Below are 26,356 nucleotides of genomic sequence, written 5' to 3'. Positions count from 1 at the left end.
GCGCTTGCGCCATCGCAAGGTTGTTTTGGGCTTGTTTCCCTACACTGAGAAAAAGCGATCGCAATAACACTTATTTGAGCGGACACAATATCAACTCTGCGTTTTACTGTTAAACGCAAATATGCAAATTTTTTATTTGCATTATATTTTCTACTAGCCAATATTCTGAATTAATTTACTTCAAAGCAGCCGTAATAAAGTAAAAATATTTTTTTGTAGTTTACGTTTGAGTGTTAACTAGGTTACAACAGGTATTAAGTAATCCTTTTTTAACACTCAAGGAACAAAGACGATCGCAGGGTTATCTATAACTCTTAATAAACTCATTTTCGTTCTTATTAGGCAACTGATAGAAATTCTGATGTCTGACAACAAGCCGTTTCTAAAATTCCGAATAAAGAAGCGTCTACAAACTTCTCTGTGTGTTGAAAATTATTATTTCTCCTAATTCACTAAATTAAGCCATAAAAAAATTGTGAGGTAATGAATGCATCGCATTAAACTTTGGGTACTTTTGCCAGTTACCCTGATATTGGGTTGCTCAAATCAACTGTTTCAATCTAGCCCATCTGTGGCAAACTCTAATCCAGCAGTAGTTCAACCAACCAGCCCAACTTTATTAGCAACGGCGAGTTATCTTTCACCGTTGGAACAACAGGTAATTATTGAAACAAATAAGGTACGAACAAATCCCAAATCATATCTCCCGATTCTGGAAAACTATAGGAAGCGCTTTGAAGGGAACCGAGTCAAAATTTCTAATAATACCTATTTGCGAACTCAAGAAGGAGTTAAAGCAGTCGATGAAGCGATCGCATTTTTGAAATCTGCACGTCCTGTAGGAGCGTTGAGTGCCTCTAAAGGTATGTCTTTAGGAGCAAAAGACCATGTTAAAGACCAAGGGCCAAAAGGTGCTACAGGTCATGATGGTAGCGATGGTAGCAATCCCTTTAATCGCATCAACCGCTATGGTGCATGGCAAACAACGGCTGGTGAAAATATTAGTTATGGCCCAAATACCGCCCAAGATATTGTCATGCAATTAATTATTGATGATGGCGTGCGCGATCGCGGTCATAGAAAAAATATATTTAACGGCGCTTTTAAAGTGTCTGGCGTTGCTTATGGAACTCACAAATCATATAGAACAATCTGCGTAATTGACTACGCTGGAGGTTATAGGGAAAAAACGTAAATGTGAGTTCCACTAATCCCGGATCTCTCATGCATAGTGTAGGCAAAGGGAGAAGAGGAGTGTGGGGAGTTTGGGGAGAGGGGGGAGTGTGGGGAGAGAGGGGAGTGTGGGGGGGCAGATTTCTTCCCCATCCTCCCACACTTCCCACACCTCCCACACATCCCACACGGCTATTCCCCTGCAACCCAAGCACCATGAAATCCATAAGGCACTCGTTGAGGAATTATCACCCGCGCTACAGGTTCAGCCGTCACATCTTGGGCATTCACCACCACTAATTCTGAAGTGTTTGAATTCTCATCATGAACAAAAGTCACAAGCCAGCCATCATCCTCAGCAATTGCACCAGGACGCGGCGCAAATACAGCTTCACTACCATAGCGTCCCTGTCCGAATTTGTGGGTTTGTGAATTTCCACTGCTGAAATCGTACTTAATTATACCTTCAAATAATGGTACGGGACTATTTGCAATTTTGTTAGTGTAGCCATATCGGGTTTGCCGCCCCAATAGATTTTCGTTGATGCGGGGAAATTCTGAAGTTACATCGTCCAACATTTCTTCACGCACTGTCCCCGTGCTGAGGTTAAATCGCCAGCGATACAAACGCGGGATATTTCCTTCTGGATCGGGTTGCGAATCATCAGAAATCAACACAGTAGTAGAACTCATACGACAGGCGATAAGCACTACTTCATCTCCATCTTCGTAAGCATTGAGGGTATGGAAGACGTAGCAAGAGGGGCTCTCAAACCATCGGATATTACTGTTGTCACTATGACGTGGTAGAATGCCAAAACGACTGGGGCGATCGCGCTCGAACATCATCACAGGTTCTCCTCGTTGCGATCGCTCGGCGCTAAAAGTCAACGGCAAATCCATAAAAATAGTGTAGTTTTCAGTGATGGCGAAATCGTGCATCATCACTCCTATGGACAGGTCAATTGGCACTGTCCGCAAAATTTCGCCTTGTGCTGAGACAACACTATATTGCAGGTATGGCGGCGTAAATACAGAGTAGCCAAAGAATATCATCTCGCCCGTCACCGGGTCTACCTTGGGATGAGCTGTGAAGGCAGAGATTAGCTTCCCATTGTAGCGATACTCGCCAATGGTTTCCAATTCAGGAAGCTTGATGGCGTGTGGTTTACCACTTTCGTTCAGTGCCAACATCTGACCCGCGTGCCATACTAAGGCAGTATTGGCGGTGTTTTTGCGGGGGCCGTGGGGATTATCCATTCGCGGTGGTTCTAAAAACCCACTCCACAGAGCCTTACCCGCTTCTCGTTCTTTTTTCCATCCGGCTGTCTGAACGTAGCGGTTACGATAAGTAGCTACGCCGTTGCTAATTTGCACACCATGTAGCATCCCATCACCATCAAACCAGTGATATTGACCGATGGGTGTCCATTGAGGGTTAGGGCCATTCCGTACAAACATCCCCGATAAATCAAGGGGTAATTCACCGATGACTGGCAATTTGTCGGTGGTGATTTCCTCACGGATTGGAGCAAAATTGCGATCGAGATAAGGATTGACTGCTATTGTTGGCATTTATAAAATTTGGTAATGTGATGGATATGGCTTTTGGTGAGCGATAACATTAATCGCTGTGTTCAACCAATTAATATAAGTCTGTTCTCTTTTGATTAACAACTCCAGCACCAGCCTTTGCATTACCTGCTCACGGTTGGCAGAATCATCACCAAGTGATGGCAAATCAATAATTTCGCATTCAGCAAGCTTTTTGCTTCGAGCCGCCAATTGTTGTTCCAGTAGGTGAATGATGGCTTCATCCGATAACTGATCTGCAAAATGCAACTGGACTAGCATTGGTTCTCGTACAGTTGGTAACGGCTGATGAGTCCCAAGCCATTGGGCAAATCCGGCTTTCCCTAGCTCCGTCACAGTGTAGACTTTGCGATTGGGGCGATCGTGCTGAATCTCAATCGTACAGGTAATCCAGCCTTGCTCAACTAGCTTATCGAGAGTTCTGTAAATTTGTGCCTGGTCTGCTGGCCACAAATGGGCAATGCATTGATCAAAGCAGCTGGTTTTAAGGTCGTAGCCCGTCATTTCTTGCTGCTGAAGAAGACCTAGAATTACGTATGCTAGGGACATTAAGACTGTTTTCCTATAATTGACATTTTCTCACTAGGTTCTATAACTATCTACTTCTTATAAGTTTATGCTAATATATGATTAATCCAATATAAGATACAACCGTTATAAAAAGATATGTTGATTTTCATACGTCTTAACAAGGGAACCGAATACATGAACTGAGATTGGGCAGATGGTTAATGGTGCTGTTTGTATAAGACGGTGCGGAAGTGGCGATGTATGTTGAGTGACGATCCTATAATCCTACGGGAATCTTACTAGGTAGAGTGTTGTGGGGAGAAAGTTGGAGCGGCAAGCGTCTACGCATCGCTACGGTATCACTCAACAAGCTAGTTGTTCGCTACAGTCTATTGGCGATCAATACGGATGCAGCAATTATTTAAGCCATTGAAGGCTATTGTAACGAGAGGATGATTAACATTGACTTCTAACACACTTTCACAAAGAATACGTCAACATCAATATCTGCGTGATTTACGAAATAAATTACTCCACCTTCATAAGATGTTGTTGGAAACAGAACGCATTGCCTATGAACAGGTTAGTGGACGAGTATCAAGCGGAGAATTACTTCAGCTAGTTATCGCTCATGAACAATTTGCTTGGCTACATCGCATTTCTGAGGTAGTTGTGCAAGTTGATGAAATGCTCGAAGCAGATGAACCGATATCTTTGGAAGATTTTGAAAAGTTGATTGCTGATGTCCGCACGCTGATTGTACCGTTAGAGACGGGCAATACCTTCGAGAGAAAGTATTACAACGCTCTCCAGCGCGAACCATCTGCTGTGTTGGCACATGCAGAAATATCAAGGTTTCTCATGTCTAAAGTTTAAGTCATTCCCTGTCACTCCGACAGGGCATGACTTGGGATAAAATCCACTGGTATCAGATAACGAGCTTTGCGATCGCTAGATGCTAGATAACAAAGATTTGACGCAAGTAGGGAGATTGCATTGCAACCTCCCTACAGTGGTATTGTTTAGTTTACAGCAGCACTGACTAAACCATTGTGCCTGAGTAAAGCGATCGTACTTGGTTCACGACCCCGGAAAGTTTTAAACACCTCCATTGGATGCTGACCACCACCAAGTGCGAGTACCGTATCCCGATAACGCCGACCTGTAGCTTTTATAGCCTCTTCATCTTCTAGACCAGCTTCTTCAAAAGCGCCAAAAGCATCAGCACTCAGTACCTCAGCCCACTTGTAACTATAGTAACCCGCCGCATAACCACCCTCAAAAATATGTCCAAAAGCACATAAAATTGCATCTTCTGGAAGTGGCTGTAAAACAGTAGTAGTCTTGGCTATGCGATGACGCACATCTGACGGAGTTTCATTACTATCAGGGTGATAGCGGTAGTGTAGTTCTAAATCAAGGCTACTTAGGTGAATCTGCCGCAACATAGCAGTACCACTCATATAATTACGCGCCGCTAGCAGCTTTTGATAATAATGCTCCGGTAGGGCTTCACCAGTTTCATAATGCTTCGCCATACCAAACAAAGTGGGTCGCTCATAGCACCAGTTTTCCATAAACTGACTAGGTAGTTCCACTGCATCCCACTCCACATTATTGATGCCTGCGGCTCCGGGATAATCAACCTTAGTAAGCAGATGGTGCAATCCATGACCAAACTCGTGGAACAAAGTTTCTACTTCATAGAAGGTCATCAAACTAGGTTTACCATCTACGGGAGGACTTTGATTACACACCAAATAAGCTACAGGTAAGCGGATGGTAGTGACACCATTTTCAGTGATTTTGGCCCGATTGATGCACACATCCATCCAAGCACCACCGCGTTTTTCGGCTGGACGGCTGTAAGGATCTAAGTAGAAGTAGGCTATGGGAGAACCAGTTTCGTCAGCAATTTGGAAATAACGCACATCCTCATGCCAGACTGGGGCTTGACCATCGGCAGAAGTGACAGTAACACCAAACAGCCGCTTGACTAGTCCAAATAAGCCGTCTAAAACTTGGGGAAGTGGAAAGTAGGGACGCAATTCTTCAGCAGTAAAGGCAAATTTTGCTTCTCGCTGGCGTTCTGCCCAAAAGCTGATATCCCAGTGTTTTAAATCCTCAGCTTCTGCTGCTCCCTGTGCTGCGGCAAAAGCTTTGAGTTCTACCAAGTCTTTGACAGCAGCATCATAACTAGCGTGGCGTAGTTCTTCTAATAGGGCGTTGACTGCCTCAACATTAGGAGCCATTTTACTAGCCAGACTCAATTGGGCAAAACTTTTAAAGCCTAATATATCTGCGAGTTCTTGGCGCAACTTCAAAATGCGCTCAATTAAGGGGTTGTTATCCAAATCGCCAGCAGAAGCGCGGGTGATATGAGCTTTGTAGAGCTTTTCACGCAAATCTCGCCGGGTGCTGTGCTGCATGAAAGGGCCATAGCTGGGGAAGTCTAAAGTAATCCGCCAAGGGCCATTTTCTGGTGTGGCGTTACTTTCGCCTGCTGCACGAGCAACTTGGGCTGCTAGACTCACTAAGCTTGGTGGTAAACCTTCAATTTCCGCTTGTGTTGTCAGGGTTAAGCTGAAGGCTTTCGTGGCATCAAGTACATGGTTAGAAAATTTGGTAGAAAGTTCTGCTAACTCCATCTGTATGGCATTGAAACGCTCTCTTACCTCTCCTTGTAAGCCAACACCAGAAAGTTCTGCATCTCGAATGGCGGCTTCTACAATGCGCTGTTGGGCTAATTCTAAAGTTGCCCAATTGTCACTGGTACGGAGTGCTTTAAAAGCATTGTAGATAGGTTGACTTTGACCGAGCTTGTTGATAAATTGTACGACTATCGGCTGTACAATTTCATGAGCTTCGCGCAGTTCCGGGCTATTTTTAACACCCATTAAATGATTCACCACCCCCCAACTCCAGGTAAGCCGTTCTGTCAGCTTTTCTAAAGGTTCTACTAAACTACTCCAAGTAGGCTGTACACTAGCTTCTAAGGTGGCAAGTTGCTGCTCAAGTTCTGCCAACAGCTGATTGAAGGCTGGTACTACTCGTTCTGGTTTAATCTCTGCAAAGGGAGGTAAGCCAACGCCTTGGAGTAAGGGATTTTCGGAAATAATGGTACTTGCACTCATGGTTTTGTGTGAACTGCGAACGAATAAAAATCAACAATGATTTTTATTTATATATATCTTCTAATGTAGCGATCGCTGTACTAAATAGTCTTGCCATTCTGATAAAAAGGCAAAAAAAGCGAGAATGACTGACAAATTTATCCTCATCCAGCTATTTTGTTTCCTTTGTGAATAATATCTGACAGCATGACACTTCCAGAAATATCAGCGAAAGTCTGTGAAACAGGAAAGATTAACCAGGGAATAAGCTCAATAGCAAGATATGCACGCAGGTGGAAAGGTTGAAGAAACTAGTTGTGTAGAGGCGTTGGAGTCGGCGTAGCCTCTTACAGAGAAGCGGCTAGACATTAAACATCCCTTGGTGTTGATCCTGATACTATTTAGCTAACTTAACTTGAGTTTATGCGATCGCCAAAAGACATCATAATGTAGTATGTCAAACAGGTAGCTCGTCCGCCAGCATCGGCGTTAATAACCTGAAAGCGCTGTTTCAGTTCAAGAATCCTACACTTTTTAAGCGTGGGAGTGTTAAATTAACTGAGCGCGATCGAGCATCTTTACCGAACCGAGAAGGGAGGCTTGACTTTTATGATTTTATTTGGCAACTCATCTTTTTACTCGTAAAATCGAAGACAAGATCAAGGTCAGTAGAAAAGAGTCCCTAAATTAATGAATACGTTAATCAGTCAGGGTGGAAGAGTTATCACCAAACCTCAGATGGTAGACCGAATAAACGATATCGGTTGGCAAGCTCACCAAGGGAGCGTTGCTGCGATTATTCAGTTATTAAATGAAAAGCTAGCCAAATCTGGTGTCAGAACTAGAGCCATTTTTTCTGATGGTGTTTTACAACTTCTGTGCGAGGCAGCTAGGATAGAGCAACTTGAGCAATCTCCCCTCGTAGAACAAATCCAGCAAATTCTTGAGTCTATTGCTCCGCGTCACATTCGCCGAGTCAATATCAACAGTCGGATTGTTCGAGAACAACAATTACTATGGTTAAAAGAGATAGATAGCGATCGCGACAACCAATTGCTCTGGTCACAGGAAATTGCCTTAATTCAGCCCAATATTGTAAAGCAACTAATTAAAGATTTTACAGAAGCTCAAGCTGACTTAGGAAAACCAAATTTTCCTAAAACTCAAGTCTCTCGTCCTTTGGTACTTATTAACAAAGAAAAACACAGTAATAAACCTAAAACCAAGGTATTAGCAGCAGCTGGTTTATGCTCACTCTTGTTACTTAGTTGGATTGTTTATGCCCAGCTAGGTGATAAACTGAAAAACCTAATGCAACCACAAACGTCCAAATCTTTAACTACAGAAAATACTAACCAGAGGAAAGCCCAAACACCATCTCGTGTTCCTAGCAATAGCTTTGATGAGCCAGCTGATGACCCATTTTCAATATCTGTGCGAATTGCCAATCAAGCTTCTGCATCTGGTAAAACAGCCACAAGCTCAACTCAATGGCTAGAGATCGCTGCTAAGTGGCAACGAGCTTCAGATTTAATGGGTACGGTGCCACAAAACCATAGCCGTTATCAGGAAGCTAAAATTCGGACTCAACTATATAAGAAATATAGTGAGGCGGCGCAGAAAGAAGCAGATAAGAGTAAATCTTAGTATCGTTTTGCGTGAAATCGTAGCGTTTTTAAACGCACTAGGTAGCAAAGCTAAGTGCATAAGCGCTTGGTCTTCGCGCAGGGTAGGGGCACAGAGTCTTGCCAAATTTAACTCGCTACGAATTAGTTAAATGCTGTACTTGATTTTTAACATCTCAATAACAACTTTAATAAATAGACAATTCCTTGTACTAATGTGAGGATAACTAATTCTCATTTAGATTTCTAAAAAATTAAATATTCAATAATTTATAATGATTATTAAGAGGCTACTATTTGGTAGTTTTTTAGTACCGCTTTTTATAGTAAATTTTTTGAAGAAGACTTCAGAATTCAGGAGTCAGAATGAAGACGCTCGCGGACTCGCCCTAAGCGAAGCTATGCCGAAGGCTTTACGCTGCGCTATCAGTGAGGGATTCAGACCCGCCACTGAATTGTTGCACCACTAAATCTTTGATTTAGTGAGAGTCTTACCCTTCTTCTGTCACTTTCCGGGTATTCTGAATAAAAGAATAAAAAAATAAAACCCTGAAAGGTAAGTAGGTCAATGGATGTAGAATTACAAATCTTGAAACATTTGGCAAGAGATGCTCACCCAACAGTTGCCACCATAGATGAATATTGAGACTGAGGCAGAAGAAAATAGTGATGTTGATTTTTCTAATCATCCGCAATGGAACCACGAATACGGATGGAAAAATACTTTAAATAATCTGCGTCTAATTATCCAACCACTCTTACTCTTTTGGTTGATTTATCCCTGGTTAAGTATTTTCCCTAATTCACACTTATTGCTAGGATTCAATCATTTAATTGCTGCCATGAATCAATTTAGACCTGGTTATGCTTCTGGATAATTTAACTTATTTACTACTTGCTTATTCCGGAAAGTGACAGAAGAGGGGTATTAGCTCAAGCACAGCAGCCAGTACCGGTTTCTGATGCTCAAGTTGCGGCGATGGTAGAAGCATTGCGATAGGCTGCACCGCAAACAAAAAATCCCAACGATGGATATTACAGCGAATGGCAAGTGAAACCAGAAACCCTCAAAGGCTGGGCAAGAACTTGTCTCAAACGAGAACTAACACCGACACGGTTTGAAAACAATGCTGCGATCGCTCGCCAAGTTGTCTCTTGCATTACCCGCCGTGAGTTAACCAATCAATTCCGCGCTACTAATAATGAAATTGCATCTGTGCGTGGCGCAGCTTGTTGGTGGATGACTGGTAGCTATACAGGTTGTAACAAAGGCTTCACTGCTGAGTATGTGCAAAAAGTTATTCGTTTTTATCAACAACAGCATTCAAAACCAGCACCAAGCTAAATCATCAAAGGGCGACTCTTGAGAAATTAAGATAATTGCTTTACCTTTTCGACAAGCCAATCAACGCGATCCTTTCCCCAAAATCTCTCACCGTTGACTACCCAAGTCGGGACTCCGGGACAGCCAAACTGTTCGTATTCTGCCAAAGCTGCCACTGCTGCTTCTTTGGCTGCTTCCCTGTGGATTAACTCAAGAATGCGATCGCCATCCAACCCGACATCATTTACAACTTTCCTAATCACAGACTCATCGTTAACATCAAGAAGATCGATGTACGTCGCTCGAAAAAAAGCTGCATCAAGCAGATGCTCCTTCCCAGTTCCACAAGCAGCATAATACGCTCTCGCAGGAAGTTCTTCCCGACCAAATTTCATTTGCTCCCAGCGCTTGACCCACCGACCAAATTCTTCAAGTTCCTTGAGCCGAATTTCAATGCCGTACTTTTTCGCCCACCGCAAACAATCTTCTTTGTGATACGACGATAACAAAGCGTTTTCACTTCGTCCTTGTAAATCAGCTACCTTTATACCTCGCTCTTTTGGTATGTAAATTGGTCGTCGTTCAATATCAACAGGTAAACCCTGCAATGCTTTTTCGGCAAGAGCGATACCAATATATGAATTTGACGAGTGGTATATCGAGTATGAATATACTTTGATTCGCTGCGACATCTATCTAAATTAACTCGCAATTTTGATATTAAATTTTGCTTTTAACCCATTGGCGAAATTCTTTAACTAATTCCAAATAATCTTTTTCTCCCACCTGCTCTAAAAAATTAGAAATCTCTGTTAATGGCAAATTAGGAAACGCTAAACTTTGGTCAACAGCTATATATTGGTCATTTCGTAAGATATTTATACTAAAAATAGTGCCATCATAACGCCAAATCTCTGGTACACCCATATCAGCATAGACTTGAAAACGATTTTTGGAACTGCTGGTAATATCAATTTCCACTACCAAATCTGGTGGTGGATCTTGTTGCAAATTAATTCTTTTTTTCCCCTTAATGAACTTGACATTTTTAATGTAAAAGCATTCATCTGGTTCTGCACCACTCAGTTCTGGACGTTTGAAAGTAGTAGAACCAAGGGGCTGAATCCTAACTTCTAGTTCTTCCGCTAGAGTTTCTACAAATCGACCCACAATTTTTTTATAACTTTCATGTTCGGGTGAAGGAACCATGATTTCTAAAGTACCTCGATTGTAAGTAAGCCGGAGGCGGCGACTAGCACTAAGTTCAGTTAGCAAGTTTTCATAAGTTTGCCAACTGATACCCGATAAGTGGATGATTTCTGTGGGTTGAAGCAGTGTGTTGCTAGTCATAGCGATATGTAATGTAGGTTCTCGCTGTACAATAGCCTTTCTTGCCCTCATTGTACTTTAAGCTCAATCTTCTATAAAGCTAGGTATCTGGTTGCTACAGTCGCGGTGAAAACTACTAAGCTGGTAAATAGCACGTTTAAAATTTAGCGGAAATTTCGAATCGCATTTATCGGCGGTTCAAGATTCCTCATTGGCGAACTACCTGTAATTACATTATGTTTGATGCTCTATCTGACCGTTTAGAAGCCGCCTGGAAAAAACTGCGGGGACAGGACAAAATTTCTCAATCCAACATTCAAGATGCCTTGCGCGAAGTGCGCCGCGCCTTGTTGGAGGCAGATGTCAATCTCCAGGTAGTCAAAGATTTTATTAGCGAAGTCGAAGCCAAAGCCCAAGGAGCCGAGGTAGTTACCGGGGTGCGACCTGACCAACAGTTCATCAAAATTGTTCACGATGAACTAGTGGAGGTGATGGGAGAAGAAAATGTTCCCATCGCAGAAGCTAAGGAAAAGCCTACTATTGTGTTGATGGCTGGTTTGCAAGGTACTGGTAAAACCACAGCGACGGCTAAGTTAGCCTTACATCTGAGAAAATTAGATCGTAGCTGTTTGTTGGTAGCGACAGACGTATATCGCCCAGCAGCGATCGACCAGTTGCTGACGTTGGGTAAGCAAATTGATGTACCAGTATTTGAACTAGGAAGCGACGCAGATCCAGTAGAAATTGCTCGACAGGGCGTAGAACGCGCTAGGGCAGAAGGTGTAAACACAGTAATTATTGATACTGCTGGTCGCCTGCAAATTGACGAAGATATGATGGCGGAATTAGCCCGCATCAAAGCAACTGTCCAACCCCATGAAACTCTCTTGGTGGTGGACGCGATGACTGGTCAAGAAGCAGCAAATCTTACTCGCACCTTCCATGAGCAGATCGGAATTACTGGGGCGATTCTCACCAAAATGGATGGTGATAGCCGTGGTGGTGCAGCGCTGTCAGTGCGAAAGATTTCGGGAGCGCCGATTAAGTTTGTGGGTGTGGGTGAGAAAGTCGAGGCACTGCAACCCTTTTATCCCGATCGCATGGCATCCCGAATTTTGGGAATGGGCGATGTGCTAACTCTAGTAGAAAAAGCCCAGGAAGAGTTCGATTTAGCCGATGCTGAGAAAATGCAGGAGAAAATCCTGTCAGCAAAGTTTGACTTTACTGACTTTCTCAAGCAGTTGCGGATGCTGAAGAACATGGGTTCTCTGGGAGGCTTCATCAAGATGATCCCAGGGATGAACAAGCTCTCAGACGACCAACTCAAGCAGGGAGAAACCCAGCTGAAACGCTGTGAAGCGATGATTAACTCCATGACTCGCCAAGAACGCCATGACCCAGATTTATTAGCCAGTTCTCCCAGTCGTCGGCGGCGGATTGCTTCTGGCTCCGGCTATAGAGAGTCAGATGTGACTAAACTGGTGGGTGATTTCCAAAAAATGCGATCGCTCATGCAGCAAATGGGTCAAGGTGGCTTCCCTGGAATGCCGGGAATGTTCGGCGGTGGCGGCGGCATGGGCAACGCCTTCGCAGGTGCAGGTAATCGTCCCGCAGCCCCCGGATGGCGGGGTTATGGTGGTGATGCAGGCACGAAAAAGAAAAAAACCAAAGAGAAAAAGAAAAAAGGGTTCGGCAATCTTTAATTATTGGGCATTGGGCATGGGGCATTGGTAATTTACAAATGACAAATGACCAATGACTAATGACTAATAGCAGCAAATGCTAGGCAGTGCTAAAATTAGCATTTCGACCTCAGAATTTATCAGCAGAAGAAACTAACCCTCCATTTCTCGGCAACAGCCAGATTGAGGTTACTTCTTCGGCCACTATATCTAAACAGGAGAATGATTCTTCAACATGATCAAACTGCGCTTGAAGCGATTCGGTAAAAAACGGGAAGCAAGTTACCGCATTGTCGCCATTAACAACCTCGCTCGCCGTGATGGCCGTCCCCTAGAAGAATTGGGATTTTATAACCCCAGAACTGATGAAGTGCGATTAGACGTTCCCGGTATCGTCAAGCGACTACAACAAGGCGCTCAACCCACTGACACCGTACGTCGCATTCTAGTAAAAGCTAATGTTTTTGAACAGGTCAGTGCAACAGCCGCATCATAATTTCGGAACAAAATTGCCAACAGCCAGTCCCAACTATGTTGATCTGGTTCGGTTTTTGGTGCAGCCATTTTTGGAATCTCCAGAGACTTTAAGTGTCGATTGTGAAATTTCTCAGGCCCTCAACCGGGTTTGGGTTCGCATCGCCTTTGAAAGCACAGATAAAGGGAAAGTGTTTGGTCGAGGGGGACGCAATATTCAGGCGATTCGTACAGTAATTGCCGCAGCCGCAGCCGCAGCTGGGCAATCAGCATACCTGGATATCTACGGCAGTACCACTCCGGGCCGCGAAGGTATGTCTTTTGATGAAGACACAGAAGAGCGATCGCCACCGCCAACTAGAAGAGAACCGCGTGGAAATGATGGGCCTAAACCCATTGTTAAACCCCGCCTCCGCTAGGTTAAAACTAGAGAGCAAATCTGAGCGGTTGTAGTTACCTCCGCTCAGAATTTTTGTAAAGATAGAAAGTAGCAAAAAGATTTTTGGATATTTTTTTGAACTATTTAGAACTAGGGACGTACAGATTTACGCCTCTACGGCCGATTCATTTGTTGCAAATATTTTTCTAAAATGTAAGTAAAAAGCGTAATTTCGTTTTTAGCGAAAAAATATTAACCTTTGTCAAAAATAGATCCTTACGAATTAAAAAATACTATGGCAGGTGCTTTCACAATTCAGCTGCCGAACGTTTCCAGTGCGATCGCTCTTGGGGGAGATGGAGAAGAAAATCTCAAAATCCTATCTCGGCAAACAGGAGCCAATTTAGTGCTACGCGGACAGGAATTAGTGATTTCTGGTACTCAAGAGCAAATTGATCTGGCTTCTCGATTGGTGCGATCGCTTGAAGAACTCTGGATTAAAGGCAATACCATCACCAGTGCCGATATTTTAACAGCCCGTCAAGCCATAGATAGCGATCGGCAAGGGGAACTGCAAGATTTACAGCGAGATGTCCTTGCCAAAAGTCGCCGGGGCGAAGAAGTCCGTGCTAAAACCTTCCGCCAGCGTCAATATATCGACGCACTCCGTAGGCGCGATCTCACCTTTGGGATTGGGCCTGCTGGTACTGGCAAAACTTATCTCGCCGTTGTTGTCGCAGTACAAGCACTCTTGGCTAATCAAGTTGAAAAGCTGATTTTAACTCGCCCTGCCGTCGAAGCCGGTGAAAAACTTGGTTTTTTACCTGGAGACTTACAGCAGAAAGTTAATCCCTATCTTCGCCCACTTTACGATGCTATTTATGAATTCATCGACCCAGAAAAAGTACCCAGTTTAATGGAACGCGGTGTGATTGAAGTCGCGCCACTTGCCTATATGCGGGGACGCACCCTCAATAACGCCTTTATCATTGTCGATGAGGCTCAAAATACTACACCCGCTCAGATGAAAATGGTTTTGACTCGTTTGGGCTTCCGTTCGCGGATGGTGATTACAGGCGATATGACACAAACTGATTTACCACTTCACCAACAATCAGGTTTAGGAGTGGCTTTACAAATTTTAAAACACGTTGAAGGTATTGCCTTTTGCGAATTTTCCCAAAAAGATGTCGTGCGCCATCCTCTAGTTCAGCGTATTGTCGCTGCTTATGAACAATACGAAAAATAGTCATTGGTCATTGGTCATTTAGTCATTAGTCAAAAAACTAAGAAAGGAGAATAATTTATGAGTACTACTTTGAAAGAATTTTTAGCAGCTTGCGAGACTTTGGGAACTTTGCGTTTAATTGTTACTAGCAGTGCTGCTGTATTAGAAGCACGAGGCAAAGTAGAAAAGTTATTTTATGCAGAATTGCCTAAAGGTAAGTATGCGAATATGCACACAGAAGGCTTTGAGTTTCACTTGAATATGGACAAAATCACTCAGGTGAAATTTGAAACTGGTGAGGCAAAAAGAGGTAACTTTACTACCTATGCAATTCGCTTTTTAGATGAGAAACAAGAATCTGCTTTGAGCCTATTTTTACAATGGGGTAAACCAGGGGAATATGAACCCGGTCAGGTAGAAACTTGGTTGGCTTTGAAAGAACAGTATGGGGAAATTTGGCAACCTTTACCAGCAGAAATTTAATGTTTAATCATTGGTATGTTGAAAACTGCGGATAGTTCGTAAATCAAAAGATGTTTACGCAGTTCCTTAATGGAAAAAACTGTAAATAACCAACCTTTGTTATACCAATTTTCTTATCATGCTAGCAATTTCCAGCTGCGTTGATGTCCAAGCTGAATTAGTTCGATAGAATTGTAATGATATGAAGTAGAATTACAAATTTGACTAAATTATACACTCGTAATAATTTGGGGAAATAAGCTAAATTGAAAAAAGTCTCTATATGAAATGTTTCCAAATATTGGAGATTTGTAGAATGAAATGGACACTTGATGAAGCCCAAAAACAGCTACACTCAATAATTAATGCGACTAGTCAAGAACCTCAGCTAATCTATACTGAAGAGGAATTGGTGGCCGCAATTCTAGATCCTGAGCTTTTTCAAGAATTTTTAAACTGGTGACAAAAAGCTACGAAAATATCTCTTGCTCAAGTCTTTAAAGAACTTCAGCAGTTATGTACTGAAGAAGATTATAGCTTAGACATACCATTACGAAGCGACCGTAATAATCCTTTTACTGAAGACAAAGATGAGTAATCTTTGTGACACTAATATTATCAGTGAGCTGACTCGTCCGATTCCAAATCCAGGAGTGATAACATGGAGCGGCACTGTGACATCTATTAACTTAAGTGTTATTACAATTGAGGAAATTTATTATGGTTTAACAGCGAAGCCTAATTCTAGAATCCAAAACTGGTTTGAAAACTTTCTTACAACTCACTGTCAAATTTTCCCTATCACCTCAGAAATTGCCAAGTATTCGGGTGAATTGAGAGGCTTTTTGAGGACTCAAGGTAAACCACGTTCGCAAGCTGATATACTTATTGCAGCAACAGCCAAAATACATTCTATGACTCTTGTTCCTAGAAATATTAAGGATTTTGAGGGTTGTGATATTTATACATTGAATCCATTTCAGCTATAACAATTGTGAGAGGAGAATAGTATTATTGACATTATAAGACCGCCTTGAGGCGCTCTCACGAAAAATCAATAAGAGTCGATACTATACTATAAATTAATTTTTAATCAATAAATAATAAACGTTAAAATATAAAATTGCTAATGTTTTTTATAAAAGCGATTTGGAGTTTTTGCTTAATTGCTTTTTTCCTCCTATGGAGTGGAGAAGCTAAAGCAGGAGAGTTATCTGAACGGTTAGCAAATTTTCCTCAGTGGGAAAAACTAACTTCAGTGCAATCGGCTTCGGGTGATTTGGTTTACCCTGAATGGATGGCTGGTGATTGGCAAGTTACCAGTACTTTAGTAGATTTAGCTGCACCTTTAGCACCAGATATCGTAACTCCAGGGTTTGAAGGTAATCGCCGACAATTAAATCAGCCTGTGAGTTTTGTAGTAAGATTTGTGAAAGAACAACCAGATGTTTCTAGGTTAAAAATATTTCCTCAGATAGATTACAAATCCCCAAGTTTGGTGGCAGATAGAGCGTTTAATAGTTTGAATTTGGCACGGGCTTATTTAGGGGATGAAGCAGTGTTATCAGTCAAAGTAGATCCAGATTCACCTAATCGTCAGATTACATTCCTGCGTAGCAGTCGCCAACTAGTTTCCATTGTGACTGCACGAGCTACAGAAACTCTTCCTGATGGCAAGTTCATTACCACAGAAGTGTTTCAACAATTATTCAAAGGTGGTTCACGCCCCTATTTAAACTCTGTAGAATCTACCACTGCTTATCATAAACTTCCAACAGCTAATCCGGCAATTGAGGCAGATCAAGTTACTGCTGTCTATCTTTCACCCCAAGATCCAGATTACTTTAAAGCTAATTCTCAACCAGTTGCTCTCTATCGCTATCGCCTAGAATTTATCGCAGCACAAATGCTTACTACTCCAAAGGAGTGATTTAAATCTATAGCCCTTGACTACTTTGTAATACGCTTGTAGTATATAAATTCCAAGTTTACGATCGCGCTCTTGGACGGTGTGCATCATGGCCAAATTTCAAGATATTGTCAATTACTTTCGCTCTGACTGGAAGCTGAGTCTTTTTAGTATTACAGCATCTAGCATTTACGAAATTATTGATTTGGTTGTTCCTTATGCGATTGGGCAGATTTTAAACGTTTTGTCTAATCAACCTTTGGATAAACCACTTCAAAGTGCGATCGCAACTTTTTCTGACATCACTAATTACCCTATTAATAAAACTCTATCTTTGGGTGTATTACTGGGTTTAGTTTTCGTTGTCACCGTAGTCAAAGCGCCAACCCAACCTTGGTTAACCCATTGGTTTCACTGGGATATATCCTTAAGGTTGCGTCGCCAGAAAGCCCAAACAGCCGTAGAAAAAATTCTCACTCTCCCACTAGAATTTTATGATGAAAATAACCCAGGAAGAATTGCTGGAAGAATAGCAAGAGGTATTTCTAACCACACTTTTACGTACCCTGAAGTTGCCGGACAATTAATTCCTAAACTAGTCCGGGTACTGGGAATTTTCTTGTTTATCTTGGTGATTGAGTGGCGAATTGCGATTTTATATTTGATTTCCTTTGTAGTTATTCTTGGCTTTAGCTTGAAGGATTTAAAGCATCTGATTTGGCATGAAACTATTCTGGATAAATATTCAGAAGATACGGAAAGTCGTAATTCTGAACTAATCACCAACATAAAAACGGTAAAAGCATTTGCTACTGAAGCTCATGAACTAAAGCGGCAAAAACAACGTTTGGATCGTGAGCTAATGGTGGTTGAGTATCGCGTTCACAAAGGTTATGTGAAACTGGCTACTTGGCAAAGGACTGTAATTCAGTTTTGCGTTTTTACTATCCTGGGTTTGACTTTAGCAGCAACAGTAGACGGTAGAATTTCTCTTGGTCATTTTGTCATGACATTAACTCTTTCTAGCATGGCTTATGCCGAATTAGAACCTATTAGCACATTGGGAGAACTTTTTGCCCGTCGTTATTCTTCTATGCTGCGGTTTCACGAATTTCTCCAAGAGCCAATTCCATCTGATTCAGCTAGTCTTTTAGAAGAGAGCAACCAGACAGAATTACCCTATAAATTTACTGGAAAAGTTGAGTTGTCCCACGTCAGTTTTGGATATGATGCCAACCGTCAAGTTTTGCAAGATATTAACTTGTTGATTGAGCCATATCAAACAGTGGCATTAGTTGGGCGTTCTGGTTCTGGTAAGTCTACTCTAGTTAAATTGCTGTTGCGATATTTTGAACCTCAAAAAGGTCAAATTCTGATTGATGGTCAAGATATTAGCACTTTAAATGTGGGTAAGTATAGACGAAGGCTAGCGATCGTTCACCAAGAAGTAGACGTTTTCAACGGTACTATCTTGGATAACCTCACCTATGGCAGGCGGGATGCCAGTTTAGAGCAGGTTAAGGAAGCCTGTAGAATTGCCAGAGTCGATGAAGTAGTGCAACACTTACCCCAAGGTTATTACACCGTTGTGGGTGAACGAGGTGTCAGATTATCTGGAGGACAAAGACAACGGTTAGGAATTGCGAGAGCGTTGCTAGTGGAACCAGATGTGCTGATTTTTGACGAAGCCACTTCTAGCTTAGATTATGAATCTGAGCGTTCAATTCAGCTAGCGATGCGATCGATTCAGGGTACTTGCACCACTATTGTGATTGCCCACCGTTTAAGTACAGTGCGAGAAGCAGATAAAATTGTAGTTTTGGAGCAAGGAAAGATTGTAGAAGTCGGTAGCCACGATGAACTCTTACATCAAGAAGGCATTTACCGCCGCTTACACTCCCTACAAGAAACAGGAGAACTCCTAAGTTAGGGAACATAATATTTTGGATTTCAGGTTGACTCCATGAATTAATCCGCTTGATTAAATCGACTTTATTAACAGTAAGGTCGATTTTTTTAATTGTAATTAAGAGTATTACGTTACTAATAAATGTATATCTAATAGCTTACGAGAAAAGTTTGTAATTTAATATCTATATATTCCAATATCCTTGGGTTAAGCGGTTAAGCGCTATACAAAATTGTGGGTTTTGAAACGCGATAAATCGCTGTCTCTACAAGTGTTTTGGGCTTATCTGAACTGTATTGCTATATATTCTATAAAATATTAAAATTATCTCATTATCGAAACAGAATTCAGGAGTCAGTAGCCAGAATGGGCTAAACGCCCCGCTACCGCTAACAGAATGAATTTTGAACGAAAGAGTGCATGAATTCAGAGGGGTAATGGCAATATTCCGAAGCTGACAATAACTCCGTTGAGCATTAATCCTATAGGGTTTTTTATCATTAGGTAACGTAACATCCTGACTTAACAAAGCATTATGGACAGATTAGCGACTAGCCCTTTCAAGGTGACTCGTAAAATCTCTTATTTTTTCTCAGCGCTCTCTGTGACTCTGCGGTTTACAATTTTTTGAACCACAGAGGCGCAGAGAACACAGAGTAAAGAGTTATTGACCAAAATTTTTACCACTTTTAAAGGCTAGATTAACGACCTACTAAATTTTCTATAGTATCAGCATCATTCGGTAATGCAGCTGTTAAAACTTCGCTACCTTCTGCCGTAACTAAAACATCATCTTCGATGCGGATTCCGCGCACATCGGCAAATTCAGATAAACGCTGCCAGTTCACCACATTCTGATATTTTGAGCGAACATTGGCATCATTTAAAATTGCTGGCACTTGATAAAAACCAGGCTCAATTGTAACTAACATTCCTGGACGCAGGGGACGATTTAAACGGAGGTAGCTTAAGCCAAAGCGATCACTCCTTTTGCGTCCTTCTTCATACCCTGCTAAATCTCCCAAATCTTCCATATCATGGACATCTAAACCCAGTAGATGACCGATACCATGAGGGAAAAACAGCGCGTGGGCATCCATCTCTACTAAATATTGGGGATTCCCTTGGAAAATGCCTAACTCTACTAAACCTTCAGCTATAACAGTGGCAGCTAATAGATGAATATCCTCATACTCTACACCAGGCTGTATTTTGGCAATGCAAGCATCATGAGCCGCCAGCACTACATTATAAATATCTCTCTGGGTAGATGAAAACTTACCGGAAACTGGCCATGTACGAGTGACATCACCTGCCCAACCCATCTCAGTTTCAGCGCCAACATCGGCAAGCAGTAAATCACCTGGTTGCAAGGGGTGGTGATAGTGTTCGTTATGCAAAACTTCGCCGTGAACGGTGACAATACTGTTGTAAGAGGTGGTCATATTGTGGGCAATAATTACCCCTTCCATCGCGGCGCGAACTTCTGCTTCTAGTTTGGCTTGAGGTGTTGCTGCCATCCCAGCTTTGTGTGCTTCAACAGTGACAGCAGCAGCTTTTCGCAACTCGGTTAATGCAGCTTCATCGTGAGTGAGGCGGATAGAAGCGATCGCTTTAGCTAAATCTAAGTCAATTCCTTGGGGAGGACTTTGGGGTAAAACCCATCTATTTAATAGCTGTGATTGTTGCGTCCATGTCGCTGCATCTTGTACAGCAAGTGTGACAGCATCTTCCACCCAAGACTCTAATTCTGCCATTGGTCGAGCCATATCTGCCCCAATCTTCTGGGCTATTTCATTGCACGTTGGCATTTCTCCATGCCAAAGGGTGCTACTAGGTGATGGATCGTCCATAAATAGTTCTAGCTTGCCCCCTTCTAAACGAATTGCCGCATTTGATAATGGTAGTCCGGCAAAATATAGGAAATGACTGTTAGCGCGAAATGGAAAGGGATTTGCTGGAAAGTTGCGGGGACTGTTGCTACCTGACCACAGAATTACGGGAAACTTAATGAGGTTTGCTAATTTTTGCCGTCGGAGGCGTAAACAATCGGCGAGGGAAGTAGAAGTTTGTGGGATAAGCATAAATGGAAACTTCAGGTTATAGTTTTGCCTTTATTTAGTCGTTATCTTCTTTATCGTCATCGTCTTTGCGATTTTTGCGATCACCATCATCATCATCATCTTTGCGATTTTTGCGATCGCCATCATCATTGTCGTTCTGGTTAGGTTGCAGAACTGGTTTTTGTTGCTCAGTTGGTGCAAGTGGCTGTGGTACTTCAACAGCACAACTAACTAATCCTCCAGAAATTAGCGCTAAGTTGACAGCAGCAAAGATGCTTCTGAAGATTTTTATGCTCATGTTTCGGTTTTCCTTGAACATTTACCCTAGTTTGTGGAGATTGTATTCCTAATTTATAAGGTACTGTATATAGCGATTTCCATTTTGATTAGGACTTACGCAAAACTACACGCGGTAGAGGCAATACCCTGCGGGAAGACGCTTTGCGTCTACATGAATTGCCTCTACCGAAGAATAAAGGTTTGGGCTATTTTATTACGTAAGTCCTGTTGCTGTAACAGCATGGCTGTCTGTCCTTATGAACCACTGGCTGTATTTCACATCGAGAATCCCTATAGACTAATACGCTTGGGTTAAAGCTATAAATTTTTGTTTTTGGAACAAGGCACAGAGGGTAGATACACAGAGAAACAATAAATGCTTAAATGAACTTTAGTGCGCTATAGACGCGTAGCAATGGGCTTAAAAATAATGTTAACTATCGGCATAAATTTCTAACACACTCCTGATAAGTATATTGCTATCTAATTTTTAGGGTGACTCTAATGGGACAAATCATTACTCAAGTTGATGCTTTTACCAATAGACCTTTCGCAGGAAATCCTGCTGCTGTCTGTGTTTTGCCTACTCGCCACAATGAACGCTGGATGCAGAATGTGGCGCAGGAGATGAATTTATCTGAGACGGCTTTTTTAGTTAAACAGGATGATGGCTTCAATCTGCGTTGGTTTACGCCGACGATAGAAGTGCCTCTTTGTGGTCACGCAACCTTAGCTAGTGCCCATGTACTTTGGACAGAGGGGCATTTGTCGGAGAATGAAGTTGCGCGGTTCTACACCAAAAGCGGATTGCTGATTGCTAACTTGCAAGATGAGTGGATTGAGTTAGATTTTCCTGTGAATCACTCACAAGAAACAATCGCCCCACGAGAACTTAAGGCTGCTTTGGGTGTACCATACAAATCTGTTTTTTTAAATTCTTTTGGCTATTTAGTGGAATTGGAATCTGAAGATTTGGTACGGCAAGTACAGCCAAATTTTCAAATATTAAAAACTTTGCCTATTTCTGAGATCATTGTCACCAGCCTTACCGACTCTGATTCTGAATATGATTTCGTCTCTCGTTTATTTGCACCGGGTTTAGGAATTGATGAAGACCCTGTAACTGGCGCTACCCATTGCTGTCTTGCTCCCTTCTGGCGCGATCGCTTACACAAAGATGAGTTATTGGCTTATCAAGCATCCCGTCGCGGTGGAGTGGTAAAAGTACGCTATACCGGAGGCGATCGCGTTTTTCTCGCCGGACAAGCGGTAACTGTTCTGCGAGGTGAGTTATTTACTACATAAGCCTGTATTACAAATCAATCGCATCCGGCAAAAACTCAGCATCGAGAACTTGGGTAATGAGATAAGAACATTCTACTGGAAAGGTATTTATTGGTAGTTCAGTTTCATTACTAGCAGCTTTCAATCCGCGATCGTAACATTGGGCTAAAACTTCTTCTGGATATGACTTGAGGCTAGGACTCTCTTGTAACAAATCTGTAATCCGATTACGTTGCTCGTTAATCGTATTTCGCCAAGAGCCACTCCGCAAACTAGACTGATATTGCCACTTTAACAAATGCTGTAATAATACCTCCAAGCGGCTTTTCAATTCCCGCCGTTCAGACCGTCCCAAGTTCTCAATTTCCTCAATCACACTATCCCAGTCTACCTGTTCAAATTGTTCAGCACGAATAAGTTGTACAGTCTTTTCTGTCCATGCTACAAAGTCTATTTCATACAACTGGGCTGCGCTTTTCGGAATCGGTGTCATAGGTTTTCTGCAATCCACTATGAACGAGTTAGATTTTAACTATTACGCCCATCTTAATGTTAGTCGATGCAATGGCATTGTTAGTCGATACAATGCCATTGTAGTAGGTCACATTTAGATGTGAAATATTCCCATAGAGTGGCAGGAAAAACGCCAAGACTTTAAGGCTTAGATACCCGACTTCTAATCAGAGGAGGGTATCTTGTTGTTCATGAATGATTTAGGATTGCTGTATATGTGAGTGAACAAGCCTATATTTAGTTTTAAAATGTCTGCTAAAAATACAAATAATCGAAATCTGCTCGCATCTCGTGACTGGCCAATCGAGCAATTACCTGGACTCAGCCACGAGGAGCAATCACAACTGCAAAATTGTGGGATTAGTAGCACAGTAGCGCTAGTCAAACAAGGAAAGACTCTAGAGGCACGGCTGGCGTTAGCAAATAAATTACAGATTCATCTTCAGTATGTAAATAAATGGATGGCTTTAGCTGACTTGGCGCGTATTCCTAGTGTAGGCATACAATATTGTGGTTTATTGCTCCATGCAGGTATTGGTTCCGTGACACAGTTAGCACAGACTCCCACTCACCGATTGCACCAACAAATTATGCGCTTGCAAGTAGCAACAATGCAGCGACGAGATTTGTGTCCAGCAATTGAGCTAGTACAACAGTGGAGTCAGCAGGCGAAAATAGTGCTGAATAGGGAATAGGGAATGGGGCAGGGGGCGGGGGGACAAGGGGACAAGGGGACAAAGGGACAGGGGACAAGAAGTGAGAACTTGAAACAAGTCTTTCCCCTTGTCCCCAATTCTCCTTGTCCCCAAGTCCTCTTCCCAATGCCCAATGCCCAATCCCCTAATCTTTAACCAAGACACCATTAAGGAAGATATCAGCGAGTCCTTCAGCCATTTCCTGCATTTGTTGGGGGGAAGCGTCAGGTTCGATGAGGGTATTGTTAGAAAAACCTGCGATCGCAAACATTCCCAAGAAAACTTTAGCAACTAGCTTTGCGTCCGTTTTGCGATAAATGCCTTTATCCATTGCTGTTTGGAAGAATGCTTCGCCGACATCGGTCATTTTGGTAATGACTTCTAATTGAATGCGATCGCGCAAATCGGGGTGAAACTGCACCTCCATAAAACAAACGCGCATCAAATCGGCATTTTTTTGAAAGTTCCACATCCGGCGACGCATCACTTGAGCTACAGCTTTATAGCTGCCCATTTCACTTAATTCTGTTAGCAAATCTGTTAAAATTTCTACCCAGCCACTTGTGGCTACTTCTACTAAAATTGCTTTTTTATTGGGAAAATGACGAAATAGAGTGCCTTCAGCTACACCTGCCGCCTGCGCTAAATCACGGGTGGTAGTGCCGTCAAATCCTTGAGAGGCGAACAACCGTTGTGCTGCCTGTAAAATTCGGGTGCGCGTCTGAGCCTCTGAGGGTGGGGAAGAATTAAAAACTCGCATAACAGTTATGGTGAAATGTGCGGAACACGATTTGTAGCATTATTGTCTAACGTCAAGTAAAAAAGCTCAACAAGCTTAATACAACATTAACGTCCTTTTGCTAAGTATCCTGTTTCTTAGGTAGTGTAACTTTATCTTAATTTTTGCTTATGAACCAGATCAGTCGGTCATTTTTGGATTTTAGATTGGGGATTTTGCAGGACTTACGCACTCAAAGCCTAAAACTTAGATCCCCCCTAACCCACGCCAGTCGCTCCACTACAGCGCTTCGCGCATCCTGCGGCGGGGGAGACCCCAGACGCTCGATGACTCGCTACAGCTTCGCTATCGCGCAGCGTCTCGCAGAGAAGACCGCGCTGGCTCCCCTTAAAAAGGGGGGGATCTCAAAAGCCCCCTTTTTAAGGGGGTTGGGGGATCTCTTCTGTGTAAATTCTGTATCTGTCATATTACGGCGGTTGTTTGTCACTTTGTTGGCTTTGAGCGTTTTCTGGTGGGGATTGCTACCAGAAATTGCTCTAGCTCAAACTCAAATTGCACCTCCTCAAGAAACCAAAACTCAAACTCCACCAGTTCAAAGTTCGATCCAACCTTATCTGGATCGAGTCATTAAACAGTTAACGGAGTTTCGCCTCGACAATGGTCTAAAATTCCTTGTCTTAGAACGGCATCAAGCACCTGTGGTTTCCTTCCTGACTTATGCAAATGTTGGTGGTGTGGATGAGCCAGATGGTAAAACCGGTGTGGCTCACTTTCTAGAACATTTGGCGTTTAAAGGTACAACGCGCATTGGTACACAAGACTACAAAGCAGAAAAACCTCTACTAGATAGATTGCAGCAGTTAGATACTCAAATTAAAAAAGCGAAAGCCGATGGCAAAAAAGATGAGGTTGCGCGGTTAGAAACTGAGTTTAAGCAAGTAGAATCACAAGCAGGTAAGCTTGTCAAGCAAAACGAATTGGGGCAAATTGTGGAACAAGCGGGAGGTGTTGGTTTAAATGCTAATACTTCAACCGAAGCTACCCGTTATTTTTACAGTTTTCCTGCCAATAAGCTGGAACTGTGGATGTCGTTGGAGTCGGAACGATTTCTCGATCCGGTAATTCGTCGTGAGTTTTATAAAGAGAAAGATGTAATTTTAGAAGAACGACGGATGCGGATAGAGAATTCACCCATTGGACAAATGGTGGAAAAGTTTATCGATACTGCTTACAAAGTCCATCCATACAAGCGTCCGGTGATTGGTTATGACCAAGATATCCGCAATCTGACACCAGATGATGTCCAAAATTTCTTTGATACTCACTATGTACCAAGTAATTTAGCGATCGCTATTGTTGGAGATGTTAACCCGGCTGAGGTGAAAAAACTGGCGCAAACTTATTTTGGTCGCTATAAAGCAAAAACCAAAGCTGTTGAACAAATCCCGGTGGAACCGCCACAAAAACAAACACGGGAAGTTAGTTTACAACTTCCTTCTCAACCCTGGTATTTAGAAGGTTATCATCGTCCGGCAGTTACCCATCCAGATAATGCAACCTATGAAATCATTGGTAGTTTATTAAGTGATGGGCGCACGTCGCGCTTGTATAAGTCTTTGGTAGAAAAACAGCGTTTGGCGCTAAATGCTCAAGGTTACAGTGGATTTCCTGGAGATAAGTATCCAAATCTGATATTTTTCTATGCTCTCACGGCTCCTGGTCATACAGTTGATGAAGTGGCGGTGGCTTTGCGCCAAGAAATTGACAAATTAAAAACTGAGCCTGTCGCGGCGGTTGATTTGGAACGGGTGAAAACTCAAGCACGGGCGGGCTTGTTACGTACCCTCGATTCAAATATGGGGATGGCTCAACAATTGTTGGAATATGAGGTGAAAACTGGCTCTTGGCGGAATTTGTTTAAGCAGTTGGATGATATTTCGGCGGTAACGACGGCTGATATTCAAAGAGTGGCGAAGGAGACGTTTACGCCGGGAAATCGCACGATTGGGAAGTTGTTGTCGAAAGAAGGATAAGAGAAACGAACCGCAGAGGCGCAAAGGGCGCAGAGGAAGA

Annotated in this window: 24 protein-coding genes and 2 pseudogenes; 17 read left to right on the top strand and 9 right to left on the bottom strand. The window is 42.5% G+C overall.

The genetic code is table 11. The features are described 5' to 3' along the window. Positions 1–487: 487 nt before the first annotated feature. Positions 488–1,195: a CAP domain-containing protein gene (locus GJB62_RS24780; protein ID WP_114082496.1), complete on the top strand. Its 708-nt coding sequence runs from the start codon at positions 488–490 to the stop codon at positions 1,193–1,195. Positions 1,196–1,365: 170 nt separating this feature from the next. Here the strand turns inward: GJB62_RS24780 and GJB62_RS24775 are convergent, their stop codons facing one another. After that, positions 1,366–2,748 carry a carotenoid oxygenase family protein gene (locus GJB62_RS24775; RefSeq protein WP_114082498.1) on the bottom strand — a complete coding sequence of 461 codons (1,383 nt, stop codon included), beginning with the start codon at positions 2,746–2,748 and terminating at the stop codon, positions 1,366–1,368. Next, on the bottom strand, positions 2,749–3,315 hold the full coding sequence (locus GJB62_RS24770) for a PadR family transcriptional regulator (protein ID WP_114082499.1): 567 nt from the start codon (positions 3,313–3,315) through the stop codon (positions 2,749–2,751). 423 nt (positions 3,316–3,738) lie between these two features. Here GJB62_RS24770 and GJB62_RS24765 point away from each other — a divergent pair, with 423 nt between their 5' ends. Then, positions 3,739–4,152, top strand: a complete 414-nt coding sequence (locus GJB62_RS24765; RefSeq protein WP_181852856.1) for a hypothetical protein — start codon at positions 3,739–3,741, stop codon at positions 4,150–4,152. Positions 4,153–4,298: 146 nt separating this feature from the next. On the opposite strand, the gene GJB62_RS24760 is transcribed toward GJB62_RS24765, so the two are convergent. Beyond that, the gene (locus GJB62_RS24760) at positions 4,299–6,410 is read right to left on the bottom strand and encodes a M3 family metallopeptidase (RefSeq protein ID WP_114082501.1); all 2,112 of its coding nucleotides are present in this window, start codon (positions 6,408–6,410) and stop codon (positions 4,299–4,301) included. Positions 6,411–7,079: 669 nt separating this feature from the next. On the opposite strand from GJB62_RS24760, the gene GJB62_RS24755 reads away from it, so the two are divergent. From GJB62_RS24755 to GJB62_RS24745, 3 genes and pseudogenes are all read left to right on the top strand, one after another. After that, positions 7,080–8,036 (top strand): hypothetical protein, encoded by a 957-nt coding sequence (locus GJB62_RS24755; RefSeq protein ID WP_114082502.1) that lies wholly within the window; start codon positions 7,080–7,082, stop codon positions 8,034–8,036. Positions 8,037–8,685: 649 nt separating this feature from the next. After that, positions 8,686–8,892, top strand: a pseudogene (locus GJB62_RS24750) (IS701 family transposase); the annotation flags it as partial. Between the two features lie 17 nt (positions 8,893–8,909). After that, positions 8,910–9,359, top strand: a pseudogene (locus tag GJB62_RS24745) (hypothetical protein). A gap of 26 nt (positions 9,360–9,385) precedes the next feature. Here GJB62_RS24745 and GJB62_RS24740 read toward each other — a convergent pair. Both GJB62_RS24740 and GJB62_RS24735 read right to left on the bottom strand, forming a co-directional pair. After that, on the bottom strand, positions 9,386–10,030 hold the full coding sequence (locus tag GJB62_RS24740) for a DsbA family protein (RefSeq protein WP_114082503.1): 645 nt from the start codon (positions 10,028–10,030) through the stop codon (positions 9,386–9,388). 28 nt (positions 10,031–10,058) lie between these two features. After that, positions 10,059–10,739 (bottom strand): Uma2 family endonuclease, encoded by a 681-nt coding sequence (locus GJB62_RS24735; protein WP_245245995.1) that lies wholly within the window; start codon positions 10,737–10,739, stop codon positions 10,059–10,061. Between the two features lie 164 nt (positions 10,740–10,903). Here GJB62_RS24735 and ffh point away from each other — a divergent pair, with 164 nt between their 5' ends. The 9 genes from ffh to GJB62_RS24690 all read left to right on the top strand — a co-directional run bounded on the left by ffh (position 10,904) and on the right by GJB62_RS24690 (position 18,731). Next, positions 10,904–12,370 carry a signal recognition particle protein gene (gene ffh, locus GJB62_RS24730; protein WP_114082505.1) on the top strand — a complete coding sequence of 489 codons (1,467 nt, stop codon included), beginning with the start codon at positions 10,904–10,906 and terminating at the stop codon, positions 12,368–12,370. 214 nt (positions 12,371–12,584) lie between these two features. Continuing rightward, positions 12,585–12,845, top strand: a complete 261-nt coding sequence (gene rpsP, locus GJB62_RS24725) for a 30S ribosomal protein S16 (RefSeq protein WP_012409382.1) — start codon at positions 12,585–12,587, stop codon at positions 12,843–12,845. Next, positions 12,808–13,242 (top strand): KH domain-containing protein, encoded by a 435-nt coding sequence (locus GJB62_RS24720; RefSeq protein WP_114082506.1) that lies wholly within the window; start codon positions 12,808–12,810, stop codon positions 13,240–13,242. The genes rpsP and GJB62_RS24720 overlap by 38 nt, the downstream gene beginning before the upstream one ends. A 255-nt stretch (positions 13,243–13,497) precedes the next feature. Beyond that, positions 13,498–14,451, top strand: a complete 954-nt coding sequence (locus tag GJB62_RS24715; RefSeq protein WP_114082507.1) for a PhoH family protein — start codon at positions 13,498–13,500, stop codon at positions 14,449–14,451. Positions 14,452–14,508: 57 nt separating this feature from the next. Next, entirely contained in the window at positions 14,509–14,913 is a 405-nt protein-coding gene (locus GJB62_RS24710; protein WP_114082508.1) for a ChuX/HutX family heme-like substrate-binding protein, read from the top strand. A gap of 295 nt (positions 14,914–15,208) precedes the next feature. Further along, entirely contained in the window at positions 15,209–15,355 is a 147-nt protein-coding gene (locus GJB62_RS37615; protein WP_245245994.1) for a hypothetical protein, read from the top strand. Between the two features lie 127 nt (positions 15,356–15,482). Then, positions 15,483–15,881 carry a type II toxin-antitoxin system VapC family toxin gene (locus GJB62_RS24700; RefSeq protein WP_114082509.1) on the top strand — a complete coding sequence of 133 codons (399 nt, stop codon included), beginning with the start codon at positions 15,483–15,485 and terminating at the stop codon, positions 15,879–15,881. Between the two features lie 140 nt (positions 15,882–16,021). Then, positions 16,022–16,822, top strand: a complete 801-nt coding sequence (locus tag GJB62_RS24695) for a DUF6816 family protein (RefSeq protein WP_114082510.1) — start codon at positions 16,022–16,024, stop codon at positions 16,820–16,822. Positions 16,823–16,910: 88 nt separating this feature from the next. Continuing rightward, the gene (locus GJB62_RS24690; RefSeq protein WP_114082511.1) at positions 16,911–18,731 is read left to right on the top strand and encodes an ABC transporter ATP-binding protein; all 1,821 of its coding nucleotides are present in this window, start codon (positions 16,911–16,913) and stop codon (positions 18,729–18,731) included. Between the two features lie 680 nt (positions 18,732–19,411). Here the strand turns inward: GJB62_RS24690 and GJB62_RS24685 are convergent. Together GJB62_RS24685 and GJB62_RS24680 are read right to left on the bottom strand one after the other, a co-directional pair. After that, positions 19,412–20,794 (bottom strand): aminopeptidase P family protein, encoded by a 1,383-nt coding sequence (locus tag GJB62_RS24685; RefSeq protein WP_114082512.1) that lies wholly within the window; start codon positions 20,792–20,794, stop codon positions 19,412–19,414. Positions 20,795–20,828: 34 nt separating this feature from the next. Next, positions 20,829–21,071 carry a hypothetical protein gene (locus GJB62_RS24680; protein WP_114082513.1) on the bottom strand — a complete coding sequence of 81 codons (243 nt, stop codon included), beginning with the start codon at positions 21,069–21,071 and terminating at the stop codon, positions 20,829–20,831. Between the two features lie 485 nt (positions 21,072–21,556). Between GJB62_RS24680 and GJB62_RS24675 the strand changes: the two genes are divergently transcribed. Further along, the gene (locus tag GJB62_RS24675; protein WP_114082514.1) at positions 21,557–22,357 is read left to right on the top strand and encodes a PhzF family phenazine biosynthesis protein; all 801 of its coding nucleotides are present in this window, start codon (positions 21,557–21,559) and stop codon (positions 22,355–22,357) included. Positions 22,358–22,364: 7 nt separating this feature from the next. On the opposite strand, the gene GJB62_RS24670 is transcribed toward GJB62_RS24675, so the two are convergent. Then, positions 22,365–22,829 carry a DUF29 domain-containing protein gene (locus GJB62_RS24670; RefSeq protein WP_114082515.1) on the bottom strand — a complete coding sequence of 155 codons (465 nt, stop codon included), beginning with the start codon at positions 22,827–22,829 and terminating at the stop codon, positions 22,365–22,367. 268 nt (positions 22,830–23,097) lie between these two features. Between GJB62_RS24670 and GJB62_RS24665 the strand changes: the two genes are divergently transcribed. After that, positions 23,098–23,544, top strand: a complete 447-nt coding sequence (locus tag GJB62_RS24665; protein ID WP_114082516.1) for a DUF4332 domain-containing protein — start codon at positions 23,098–23,100, stop codon at positions 23,542–23,544. Between the two features lie 145 nt (positions 23,545–23,689). Here GJB62_RS24665 and GJB62_RS24660 read toward each other — a convergent pair whose 3' ends face one another. After that, positions 23,690–24,304, bottom strand: coding sequence for a TetR/AcrR family transcriptional regulator (locus GJB62_RS24660; RefSeq protein WP_114082517.1), 615 nt, complete (start codon positions 24,302–24,304; stop codon positions 23,690–23,692). Between the two features lie 470 nt (positions 24,305–24,774). On the opposite strand from GJB62_RS24660, the gene GJB62_RS24655 reads away from it, so the two are divergent. Then, a complete protein-coding gene (locus GJB62_RS24655; protein ID WP_245245993.1) occupies positions 24,775–26,316 on the top strand; it encodes a pitrilysin family protein in 1,542 nt (513 codons plus the stop codon). The last annotated feature ends 40 nt before the right edge of the window (positions 26,317–26,356 follow it).

Origin of the sequence: Nostoc sp. ATCC 53789, assembly GCF_009873495.1 — a bacterium.
In the GTDB taxonomy this organism is placed as follows: Bacteria; Cyanobacteriota; Cyanobacteriia; order Cyanobacteriales; family Nostocaceae; genus Nostoc; species Nostoc muscorum_A.
Note: the sequence above shows the minus strand (reverse complement) of the source record. Positions and strands in the feature narration are given on the sequence as shown.